Source organism: Vibrio splendidus 12E03, assembly GCF_000272105.2.
GTDB classification, from domain to species: Bacteria; Pseudomonadota; Gammaproteobacteria; order Enterobacterales; family Vibrionaceae; genus Vibrio; species Vibrio splendidus_I.
This window is the reverse complement of the sequence record NZ_AJZD02000278.1, coordinates 23,136-34,868: the sequence shown is the minus strand read 5'-3', so window position 1 is coordinate 34,868 and position 11,733 is coordinate 23,136. Positions and strand designations below refer to the sequence as shown.

At 44.7% G+C, this 11,733-nt stretch carries 11 protein-coding genes; 4 read left to right on the top strand and 7 right to left on the bottom strand.

Features of this window, described 5'->3' with window-relative positions; all coding sequences use genetic code 11:
- Positions 1–13: 13 nt before the first annotated feature.
- From A142_RS17320 to A142_RS17310, 3 genes are all read left to right on the top strand, one after another.
- On the top strand, positions 14–394 hold the full coding sequence (locus tag A142_RS17320; protein ID WP_019824678.1) for a hypothetical protein: 381 nt from the start codon (positions 14–16) through the stop codon (positions 392–394).
- Between the two features lie 310 nt (positions 395–704).
- Positions 705–1,865, top strand: a complete 1,161-nt coding sequence (locus tag A142_RS17315; RefSeq protein WP_019824677.1) for a multidrug effflux MFS transporter — start codon at positions 705–707, stop codon at positions 1,863–1,865.
- A 124-nt stretch (positions 1,866–1,989) separates the two neighbouring features.
- Positions 1,990–3,003 (top strand): alpha/beta hydrolase family protein, encoded by a 1,014-nt coding sequence (locus tag A142_RS17310; protein ID WP_019824676.1) that lies wholly within the window; start codon positions 1,990–1,992, stop codon positions 3,001–3,003.
- A gap of 20 nt (positions 3,004–3,023) precedes the next feature.
- Here A142_RS17310 and A142_RS17305 read toward each other — a convergent pair whose 3' ends face one another.
- The 5 genes from A142_RS17305 to A142_RS17285 form a co-directional block, all read right to left on the bottom strand.
- A complete protein-coding gene (locus A142_RS17305; RefSeq protein WP_029405606.1) occupies positions 3,024–4,088 on the bottom strand; it encodes a helix-turn-helix domain-containing protein in 1,065 nt (354 codons plus the stop codon).
- A 156-nt stretch (positions 4,089–4,244) separates the two neighbouring features.
- Entirely contained in the window at positions 4,245–5,603 is a 1,359-nt protein-coding gene (locus tag A142_RS17300) for a Na+/H+ antiporter NhaC family protein (protein ID WP_019824674.1), read from the bottom strand.
- A 222-nt stretch (positions 5,604–5,825) separates the two neighbouring features.
- Positions 5,826–6,590 carry a hydratase gene (locus A142_RS17295; RefSeq protein WP_019824673.1) on the bottom strand — a complete coding sequence of 255 codons (765 nt, stop codon included), beginning with the start codon at positions 6,588–6,590 and terminating at the stop codon, positions 5,826–5,828.
- A gap of 207 nt (positions 6,591–6,797) precedes the next feature.
- Complete coding sequence (locus tag A142_RS17290; RefSeq protein WP_010428476.1) at positions 6,798–7,103, bottom strand: DUF3861 domain-containing protein; 306 nt, start codon at positions 7,101–7,103, stop codon at positions 6,798–6,800.
- A 34-nt stretch (positions 7,104–7,137) separates the two neighbouring features.
- The gene (locus A142_RS17285; protein WP_019824672.1) at positions 7,138–7,632 is read right to left on the bottom strand and encodes a DUF2798 domain-containing protein; all 495 of its coding nucleotides are present in this window, start codon (positions 7,630–7,632) and stop codon (positions 7,138–7,140) included.
- 98 nt (positions 7,633–7,730) lie between these two features.
- Here A142_RS17285 and A142_RS17280 point away from each other — a divergent pair, with 98 nt between their 5' ends.
- Positions 7,731–8,156 (top strand): MarR family winged helix-turn-helix transcriptional regulator, encoded by a 426-nt coding sequence (locus tag A142_RS17280; RefSeq protein WP_016769096.1) that lies wholly within the window; start codon positions 7,731–7,733, stop codon positions 8,154–8,156.
- 162 nt (positions 8,157–8,318) lie between these two features.
- On the opposite strand, the gene A142_RS17275 is transcribed toward A142_RS17280, so the two are convergent.
- Both A142_RS17275 and A142_RS17270 read right to left on the bottom strand, forming a co-directional pair.
- A complete protein-coding gene (locus tag A142_RS17275) occupies positions 8,319–9,380 on the bottom strand; it encodes an MBL fold metallo-hydrolase (protein ID WP_029405605.1) in 1,062 nt (353 codons plus the stop codon).
- Positions 9,381–9,567: 187 nt separating this feature from the next.
- Positions 9,568–11,352: an SgrR family transcriptional regulator gene (locus A142_RS17270; protein ID WP_019824670.1), complete on the bottom strand. Its 1,785-nt coding sequence runs from the start codon at positions 11,350–11,352 to the stop codon at positions 9,568–9,570.
- Positions 11,353–11,733 lie beyond the last annotated feature (381 nt).

The window sequence follows — 11,733 nt, the reverse complement described above, 5'->3', positions numbered from 1 at the left end:
TGAGGCCTTTGATATGTCATCAGCTGCTTTGAATTTGCCCCACAACACACGAACTTCTTCTCTGATAACTGCGCAAGCACCAAGCTTGAAACCACTAGCAACCAAAAAGCCTAATCTAAATTTGGCAATGCTAAGCTTAATTGAAGAAGTTAAAAACGAACTCCCACTTTACGAATCGGAGACGTTTATCTGTGGGCCAAAAGGAAACTGCTCGGGTTGCTCTAAGAAACTACTTGAGATGGTCGACAGTGAGTTAATGTATTGGGAGCACAGTATTTCCATTGGCCGAGGCCCTAACTTCGAAGAACTGCGCCGCTTTGGTAAGCTTTGCAGCAGCGTTCGACGTGGTTTAGAGCGTAACGGTTTAGTCGAAAAACGCCCAAAGAAAAGATAACAAGCCAAATCGATAATCATTACAATGTGTCGTTGGCGATCACAAGCCACCCTGCTACTAACTGATTGAACTCGTTAGCTATAAAAGCAATAATGTTTTGTAATACAATTCAGTGCACAGACCGACTTCATAGATTCGAACTCATAGAGATAAGTTCATCGATACTTTCACCATATTCTTGAACGACTCTATCCTTCTTGTCTGACGTGCCTTAGTCTTCTGTATATCAATATCACATCAATTGGAAACCTATCTTGGACAACGGAGAGCCACCTTGAAGAGACCACAACCAGTACTGGGAAAGACCGGTATGCTATTTTTTCTCGTCATAATAAGTGCTTTCCCTCCATTGACCATCGACCTTTACTTACCTGCGCTTCCGCAGATGGTCGAGGTGTTTAATACTGACCGATCCATGGTCAACCTAACCCTGAGCAGCTACTTCGTTACTTACGCCATCGGTCTTTTGTTCTGGGGGCCGCTCAGCGAAAAATTTGGTCGTAAGCCGATCCTATTGATTGGATTAGCGGGCTATATGGTCGCGAGCATATTGTGCGCGATGACCAATAGCATCGAACAGTTGATTGGTGCTCGTGTATTCCAAGCCTTTGCGGGCAGTGCCATCACCGTTATCGCGACTGCCATTGTCAAAGATCTTTATGACGGCCGAGAACGTGAAAAGATCATGGCGACTATCATGTCACTGGTGATCATCGCACCAATGGTTGCGCCTGTGTTTGGAGCCTTTTTACTGAAAATTGCTTCTTGGCGAATGATGTTTGTCACGCTCGCCATTTTTGGTGCATTTGCGTCAGTATTAGCTTGCTGCTACCAAGAAACACTCGAAAACAAATACCAAGGTTCCATATTCCGCTCATGGGGAAGAATGGGCGTGGTCATGAAAAACCGCTCGTTCGTCAAGCTGCTGGTCATTTTCTCTATCATACCGATGGCGTTGATGGGCTTTCTTGCGGCGGGTTCTTATATCTACATCGATCACTTTGGATTGACCGAACAACAGTTTAGTTACGCGTTCGCATTCAATGCATTGTGCGCCTCATTTGGTCCAACAATTTACATGAAGTTGTCCTACCGAATGCCGGTTCAAAAGGTCATCTCAGGATGTTTTGCTTTATTAGCGCTTGCGGGAATCTTCACTCTAACCATTGGCGACCTGTCCCCTTGGTTCTTCATGTTCATCGCTGCACCAGCGACATTAATGGCGATCATCATGCGAGTACCAGGTACCAACTTGATGTTGAATCAACAAGATCATGACACGGGCTCTGCCGTCGCACTGATACAGTTCTTCAGCATGATTTGTGGTTCGCTTGGCATGGTGTTGGTTTCAATCCGCCCAGATTCACTGATTGAAAACCTAGGCTTTATTCAATTATCCGTCGGTACGTTAGGCGGCCTGATGTGGCTAATGATCAGAAACAAAGAGTTCGTGACTAATAAGCTGAATTAGGCGCATCCAAAATAACTAAGTTTGCACTCAAACACGATTTAGGGCGTCCTCGATCGTGTTTGAGGTCTCGCGCTCACTGGCTTTAGCGCATATTGGCTCCAATCACCTCAATTGGAGTTAAACCATGAAATGGATACATTTACTGTTCACATCCCTACTTTTCCTCTGCGCTTCATCCATCGCTTCCGATGTCGGATTCACTCAAGTCACCTTAACTGACGACCCTAATCGCCCGCTAAACACTGCCATTTGGTATCCCACACAAGATGTCTTAGACACAACCTTGATTGGCGATAACCCAGCCTTCATCGGCACGAAAGTCATCAAAGATGGAGAGATTCAATCAGGCATTTTTCCAGTTGTACTGCTATCACACGGCTACCGAGGAAACTGGCGAAACCAAAATTGGTTGGCGACCGAACTTGCGAGTCGTGGCTACATCGTAGCGGCCACTGACCATCCGGGAACCACCTCTTTCGACCAATCTCCAGAGCAAGCGGCCAAGTGGTGGGAGAGGCCGCGAGATATCACTCGAACCATCGATTACCTGTTAAGCGAAGTTCAATGGAAGCAGGCTGTTAACGCCAACAATATCACTGCAATCGGACACTCGCTAGGAGGCTGGACAGTGATGCAATTGGCAGGAGCGAAAATAGATAGAGCGACCTTTGAAGCCGAGTGTCTTATATACCCTAACCCGCGTACCTGTGGGCTGTCTGATGAATTAGGGCTATCACAAGCCCAACCAGCTGAACCAAATGAAAAAGACCTATCAGACCCTAGAATTCAGCGCGTTGTCAGCCTTGATTTGGGGCTTGCTCGTAGCTTCTCAGTCGGCAGCTTAAATGACGTTACAGTGCCAACCTTAATATTGGCGGCTGGGATTGATATTGGGGATCTACCTCAGGCATTAGAATCTGGCTACATTGCTGAGCACATGCCTCTTAATTTAAGACGCTATAAGGTCTACGAAAGCGCTACCCATTTCAGCTTCATTCAAAGTTGCAAAGCTGGGGCGGTACCGATGCTTGAAGAAGAAGTGCCAGGCGATGGCATTATTTGTAAAGATGGCGTTGGTACATCACGCGACCAGCTACATCAATTGATCTTAAACGACATCGTTAGCTTTCTTAATTGATAAACAGAAAGCAAACACACTCAATCTAACACTTGCGACGAACTCCGAAACTCACTCGGAGTTTGCCCAGTTATCCTTGAAAACTCGCGATTGAAATTGGACTTGGTCTGAAATCCGGAACTAAGGAAGATATCCGTTATCGCTTCATCACTTTGCATCAGGAGAGTCTTAGCGTGCTCAATTCGATAGGCGTTAATCACCTTGGAAATGTTCTGGTGGTGAGTTTGATTAACCGCAGACGATATTTTTCGAGCTGGGATACCTAGCTTTCTCGCCACTCGATTCAGGGACAAGTCAGGATCTTTGAACACCTGATGATCCTTCATTAACGCATCAAACTTAGCGACGATCTGCGTGACTTCTTTGTCTTCGTCTAAGCTCAACGTTGGTATCAATGCCTCAACTTCGTCTTGTATGCTATTTAGCGTTGAAAGTTCGCTCTGTTGTTGATTTTTTTTCGGAGTCGGAGACGTACTGGTACTGACAACGACCACAGCCCCAACAATTGCGGGAATAAGAACTAGGTAACCAATAGACAGAATTAAGTCGGTGTGTTGTGCGTTAAGCAGCAAAATATCATACGAGATAATGCTATCCACTAGAGCCGAAAACAGTAAGGCTATACCTGCCGTACGCTCAGCATACAAAACATTCGATACATCACTCAGCCTGACGTGCTCTGGGAAGTTAAACGATGATTTCAACAACAAGCAGCCATAGCTGAGATATAGCGAGATCAACAATAGATCAATCGTTCCATCCCAAATATACGAATAAGAAAAGGAGCCAACCAGAACAACGACTGGGCCTAAGCAATGCAAAAGAGACAAAGGTTTACTTCGATGAGCTCCCGCAAAGCAGAGCCATGCCACCACAGGTACACTTGCCCCTGGAACCGGTTGTAAGAAACGGAACAACGCAATATCAAACGTCCAACGTAGCCCAACAACAGTAATCATCAACGCACACAACATAATAAACCAAAACGGTTTTTGGCTTGTTTGTGGGTAACGATATCTAAGCAAAACAGCCGTGACGCATAACAGCAGAGCTGCAATAAATGGTAGGGGAATGGCGAGCATCAAAATTCCATTTAAATAACTGAGTACATAGCCTCGATAATTCAATAGATATCGATGACAACTTGAATTCATGGTAATCCATTCATCAGATGTAATAAAGGCTCCTATTAAGGAGCCTTCTTATCAAAGCTAGTTACGACTGAGTTTGGTCAATTACTACTAAGCTTTAGCTACTTGGCGTGCTGGATGTTTGATAAACACAGCGACCACAGCAACGACTGCAAGCGCAAAACAGTAGTAAGAGTTAGCCACGATATCCAAAGGCGATAGGTTAAATACCGAACCTAATAGCAATACCTGTGCACCGTAAGGCAGTACCCCTTGAATCACACAAGAGAAGATATCCAATAAGCTGGCAGAGCGACGTGGAGACACGTTATTTTCTTCAGCTAATTGGCGAGCCACGCTGCCAGATACAATAATCGCTACCGTATTGTTTGCCGTACATAGGTTCACCATTGATACCAAGCCAGCAATACCGAGCTCACTCGCACGGCCATTGGCTTGCTTAGAGTGTGAAGAACCAAACGCACGAATCAAACCGCTCACTAAGTTAGTCAGAAACGCCAGTCCACCTTGGCGACGCATTAGCTCACTCAAACCACCAATCAACATCGACAGTAAGAAGATCTCCTGCATGTTGCCAAAGCCAGCATAGATATCTTGAGCGTAATCGGTCAAACCGTAGTTCTCAACAGAACCTAGACTTACACCACCCGCCAGCAAGATACCAATTGTCAGCACAACGAACACATTCATGCCCGATACAGCAAGAATCAAAATAGTGATGTACGGCAGTACTTTCAGCCACTCGATTGGGCCTGTTTCAGGAACCTGAGTTGCAGTGCTGTTGAAAGCAAAGATAACAATCGCGATAAGAGCAGCTGGAAGTGCAATGCGGATGTTTTCTTTAAACTTATCTCTCATCTCACAGCCTTGCGAACGTGTCGCGGCAATGGTGGTATCAGAGATGATAGACAGGTTGTCACCAAACATCGCGCCACTCAAAACAACACCTGCTGTCAGTGGAATGCTCATGCCTGCTGAATCTGCAATGCCTAACGCCACAGGTGCAACCGCAGCGATGGTACCCATAGAAGTGCCCATTGCTGTTGCGATGAAAGCAGAAATAAGGAAGATACCCGGCAGAATCATGCTAGTTGGAATAGCAGATAGGCCAAGGTTTACAGTCGCGTCAACGCCACCAGAGGCTTTAGCCACAGCCGCAAAAGCACCCGCCAATAGGTAGATCATACACATTGCAATAATGTCTTTGTGACCGACTCCACTCAGGAATTGCTCGATAGCACGGTTCAATTTATCTTTGCTTAGTAACAGCGCCAACATCACCGCAGGCAAAGCCGCAATCGGAGCTGGAAGCTGATAGAACGCAAAGTCGACGCCTTGCAACGACAAGTACGTACCTACGCCAATAAACAGCGAAAGGAAAACAATCAGAGGGATAAGTGCAACTGCAGAAGGTGCAATTACAGCATTAGAATTTTTCGAATTAGACATGGAACGACAACGCAATAGAACAGGGAGAAGAGAGACTAATGTCACACTTAGAACTTGTCAACGTCTAGACGTCTAAACGCCCAATTAAATTCAAAGTAATAAGAACCCTATTGAACATCACTTAATAAAAAAGGCTATTTACTAATCAGTAAATAGCCTTTCGATAACAGATAGTGCGCCAATAGAAGCTAGCGTTTTTGTAAACTTAGCAGATAAACGTAATTAGCGTTTCTGCTTAAACGTTACTTGGTATTCGCCAATATCTTGGTAATGGAATGTCGTTAGCTTATCGAATTCCATTTCTACGATACCGCAGTAAGAACCCGTGATGATTGCTTCACCCGCTTGGAAATCGACACCACGACGCGTCATGTAGTTAATCAGCCAGTAGATTGGACTTGGTGGCAGTGTATTCGGGTGCTTACCGTCAAATGCTTGAACTTGCTCGCCTTGAGTTACTTCAATACTGATCTCAGCAGAGGTGAACGCTTTTTCGCGATCAATCTCAGGGCCGATGAACAAGCCTTGGTTTACTAGGCCGTCAGCAAGTCTTTCATAGAACTCGGCACCGCTGTCATCAGCAAAGCGAGATTGCATTAACTCAAGAGCCATATGGCAAGAACCAATCGCTTCATTGATTTGCTCTTCACTGTAGCCTTCTTGGCTTGCAGGCAGACTCTTAGTAAGTGTAAATGCAATTTCAGGCTCAACACGTACTACGTCGTTGTCTGCAAACAGTTCGCAAACCTCGCCTTGTTGAACACTACCCGAGAAAATAGGCGCAACAATGAACTTGTCTTCAGCTAAAGGAAGCAAACACTTCCACCCACCTACTTTATCGCTCTGAAGGTCAATCATTGATGCTTGAATTTTCAACGCATCTTCCAAGTCATTCGGACGATACTGTTCGTCCAATCTTGGTGCTTTAGTTCCCGCGACGCGGCGACTCAGCAGTTCTTCAGCTGCTTGCTCAAATACATTTGTCACATAATACCACCTTTAGTTTTATGACCCGTATAATATCGGATTTCTTGAAGCTTGAATAGACAATTAAACAACGAAGCAACACCGAAAATTCAGCCATCAATTTTCGCATATTCTAGACGCAAACAACTGAAATCATTTTGATTTAAATACCATAAAAGCCAGTAAGTTGGTTACTGGCTTTCTAGATGTACGATTGATGATTAGGCTTTACTGCCCTTTCAACGTCTTCTTTAGATTCTGCATGAAGTTTCTGAAATGAGGCATGAAATCAACAAACAGAGGGTGCTTTCTGTCTTGCATCATCATTGGGCCGAGTAATCGAATGCTCACCCCTAGTCGCGTTGCTGATTGCTCGTCTAAGCCGCTGTCTTGTTTGATCTTCTCAACAATCGCGAACATGTTTTCTCTGTCTTCAATTTCAAACTGCATGGTTTGCAGTTCACGATCTTCTTTGATGTTCACTTCTTCGATAGTGATACGGTAGTTATTGTGTTTGCCTGTGAATGCTGTCATGTGGATCTCCTACAATGCTTAAAAAGTGTTTTGGCTAGCTCTTCATGAATCGTTCGAGCTTAGGTTTAACCGTCATCGACATCACGACCATGATCGTAAGGCCAATAGGAAGCGCAGCAATAAATCCATTAAACCATCCACTGGTGGTAAACGCCGATGTATCCGAAAATCCAATATTATTTGCCGCTGTTACAAATGCCATGATGGACTCCATGATAAAAGCCATAATCAATCCCACGATTAGGTTGCGAGCTTTCTCGCCGTAATTGGGCAACGCCTTAGCAGTGACTTTAGTCACCAAAGTCATCATCACCATGCCGATTGGCATCATAATCACGACAGCAAGCGCTAACGATGATAGCCAATTGCTGATGAATTCCTCACCAAACCCGACATTCATGTAAGTCATAACCGCTGTTAAACTGCCGCCAATCGTCAGCATTAAACTCATCATTACCAAAGCTTTGTGCAATACAGGCGTGGCTTTTTGCTCAGGAAGAGTTGGCGTTAATGTTGCTTGAATCGTCATATCTATATTCCTGTCTTGAATTTACGAACAATTAAGTTGATAATGTCAACTATAAACAAAGTGGTTGATATTGTCAACTAGATTTCTAAGGATCGTTTATGTCTGATAACACATCGCTAGAATCCATCTTTCGTTTGGTACACTCTTTGAAACGTCAAATGAGTGAACAGATTGAGAGTTTGGACTCTGACATCGCGCCAATGAATATTCGTGTAATGAAGATCATTACCAAGAAGTCTCCATGTACTTCTATTGATATTGCACACTTCCTAAACCGCGATAAGGCGCAAGTCACTAGGCTCGTTAACGCGTTGATCAGTCAGGAACTTGTGAAGAAATCGCCTAATCCCGAAGACAAGCGCAGCCAGTTATTGGTTCTGACCGATAAGGGTCAAGAGATCATGAATAAGGTCGCGAATATTGATCGTGAAATGCTGAAGAGAATGACCAAAGGCATGGCCGACGATGAGTTAGAACAGTTTCGAAAAATCGCGAGCAAGATGGCTCACAATCTAGAAAACTGATCTAGAGAATGAGTGATTAGAAATAGATCGGCTCTTTGAAACAAAGCCGATCTTTAGAAAGATGAAAAAAACGCCACCGAATCGTACGATCGGTGGCGTTTTTTGTATGAGCTGATTTGATATAGATTAGCGGTATGGCTACCTCTAACTTAGATGACCGTTTTAATTAGATGCTAGTTTCCACCATGCTTGAACAGGTACTGGCTCTGCGATCACTAGGCGTTCACCCATCACAGGGCTCACCATTTGCACGTCTCGCTCTTTGCTTATCGTCAGTGCTTGCTCCATTGGGTCTTGCCAATCGTGCATAGAAAGGTCAAACGTGCTGTTGTGGATTGGCATCATCACCTTACCCTGAAGGTCAATGTGCGCTTGAACGCTTTGCTCTGGGAACATATGAATATCCGCCCAAAGTGAGTTATACGCGCCCGTTTCAACCATGGTTAAATCAAACGGTCCGAAACGCTCACCAATCTCTTTAAAGCCGTTGAAGTAACCAGAGTCACCGCTAAAGAAGACTTTCTTATCTGAAGCGTTAATGACCCAACTCCCCCACAGTGTTTGGTCACGATCAAGTATGCCACGCCCAGAAAAATGTTGTGTCGGCGTCAAAGTGAACTCGATATCAGCAACGGTTGCCGACCCCCACCAGTTCAACTCAATGATCTTTGCTTTATCCACGCCCCACTTTTCTAGTAGAGCACCGACTCTGAGTGGCACCAAAAATGTCCCTACTTTGTCTGCTAATACCTTTACGGCACCTTTGTCTAAATGGTCGTAGTGATCGTGGCTGATCACTACCACATCAATATCAGGCAGTTCTTGTAATGAGATTGGTGTTGGATGGAAGCGCTTTGGCCCCATCCATTGTACTGGCGATGCGCGATCACTGAACACAGGATCAGTCATCACTAGCTTGCCATCCAGCTTCATCATCACGCTTGAGTGACCCAAGCGATAAGCGACATCGTCTTGTTCTTCGATCAGCTGCTCGGCTGTCATCGGTATCAGAGGCAATGCAGAACGCGGTACCGGCTCATTCCTTTCCACAGTCACGTAAGCTTTCAAGATTGAAAAAATATCAGACATACCCGATTTGTATTCCAACTCACTGTTAACAAACTTCTTCGGAAGCTTATCTAGATTGTCGTTTGATTGTGAACCTGGGCTTACGATAGCGACCACGGCAAGTACTCCTAAAATCGGTAATAGATATTTTTTCATTGGCATCTCTTCATCGGTTGGGATAGACCCAACACATAAACTACACCGACTAGTTTACATGCCAAAACCAAAAAGTAAACCACAGAGTGTAACTTTAAATTTATCTAGACGTGAGCGTGCCAAAGTCGATTTTGGAAAAACCAACTTTGGCAACGAGTTAACTTAGTTATTTAGCTAGTAAGAAAGGTTAATCAGCAGACCATACATTCTTGAAATCTGGCCATCCCCAGTTGGTGATGGCAACGTTTTTCAGAATCCCTTGGAAACGAACGGTCTGTAAGTGATGGAACATGGGTACTAACCAATAATCTGAGATCAGAGTAGACGCGATGGGTTCTAGCTCTGCCAAGTAATTAGGCAGTTCAACCGATGCTTTATGACTATCCAAGCGCTGCTTGAGCCAGTCGCTGTTCATCTCACCTAAAGCAGAGTGCAAAACAGGATCGTTCATCATCCACGAGAACAGCGAAGACGGGGCATTGTCATCGAGGTTCAAGTTACACAACACCAAGTCCTCCTTTAACTCGCTACTTTGAGAGAGCTGCGCCAACTCTCGAAAACTGTAGGTGTTCACCTCAACTTCCACGCCATATCGTTTGAGTATGTCGGATACGCAAATCGCACATCGATACAACGCATAATAGTCGTAAACCGCAATGCTCATCTTTTTCGGCAGTTGTGCTTCTTTCGAAGGCGTTCGATACAATTTCTGCCAACTTGGCAGTATATTTTGAGCTAAAGAGACACTAAACAAACCCTTATTGTGTTCCAGCTGAGACAAAATCGCTTGTGGGTTGGTCAGTTCTGAAAGGTATTTGCGCTGCTCATTATTTAGTGGGCTAGCCGCTGAGTTCTGATTGAATAGGATAAACAGACACCCATCCTCGACTCGGCTACGAAGGCCGTCGGTGTCTGCTGAAACAAGTTCCGCATCGCTTTTCCCTAACTGATGGAAGCAAGAAGAATCTTCATAAGGCGATACGTGCATTTGGCTATCATCGAAACGAGCAGTGCCCGTCATTGATTCCTCAAACTGCCAGATGGTCACCTCATCGGTTAACGAGCGGCAACCATAATAGTGTTCAAATGCGGCGAGTTTGATTCGTTCATTGTTGGTCTCAACCACTTTAAATGGACCGGTACCAATAACAGCATGGGACACAGAACTTAATGGAGACGGTTCACGGGTGACTTGCGCTGCGGGTTGAATCGCATATTTAACGCCAGCAAGTAAACCAGCAAAGCCGGTATCTGCTTTGGTGAGTTGAAAGCTGATCCTCAATGGCTGCTCACTGTAAACTGAAGCGACATGGGCGAGCTCTGTCTGATAGAAAGGTAAGGTTTGCAACGCAGAAAACATCGAAACTAATTGCTTAGCATCCACAGGCTGTCCGTCATGGAAAGTAAGCCCCGGGCGCAGATAGAAAGTCCAAACGAGCTTTTCAGCATCATATTGCCAGTGATGCGCCAGTTCAGGCTTCAACTCGCCTTTGCCATTACAAGTCACTAAACAACTGAACACTTGCCTGATCAAAAATCGCTCACTACTACGATGAATATGATGCGGGAACAGATCTTCGAACTTACGTTTATAGGTTAATTGAACGTGCAGCAGCCCTTCACGCATCGTCGCGCCAGAGGTTTCTTGGAGGAGAGAGCCAAATACAGCGCGGTCATTGTCTAGAATTGAGAGTGCTTTTTCGTATTTGCCCTGCTCTATCAGTTTACTAGCAACATGTTGAGTCAATTCTTGATTGCTATAGCGCAATGTCAGGTTAGAACGTTGATTCCTGCCGACTTTTGGCTCCCACACCACCCATTCAGCCTGATGCATCTTGCCTAACAAAGTTCGTGCATGGCGCAAGCTGGTGAACAGCTTATCTGCGACCTCAGTTAAGGTAACCGAATGTGAGAGGTTAGGCTCGAACGAATCCAGCCGAGTGTAGTAACGCATCATGTTTAGATCAGACAAATAATGAACCTTTTAGAAACAACCCTTCCTCATAAAGCCGATTATAAAACACATTTGTCTTTAAGTGACGATAAAAGACAAAAACAGGAACAACTTACAAAAAAACCGCCTGTTTATTACTTCCTGTTAAATGGACATAATTAATGGGTCAGCAAGGAACTTTGAGTTCCCACCAAAGCCTAATACAAGAGAAGTAATCATCATGAGAAAATACTATCTTAATAAGCTAAAAAGCACCTGTAGCAAGCTCGAAAGAGAAGCACTACGAACACTTATAGAGCTATGTAACTGGCGTTATTAGTACACTTTTAAGCACCGAGTTAACGCGAGTTGAGCACAACCTAATAGGCTCCTACCCCCAATATGAGTTAGGTCTCAACT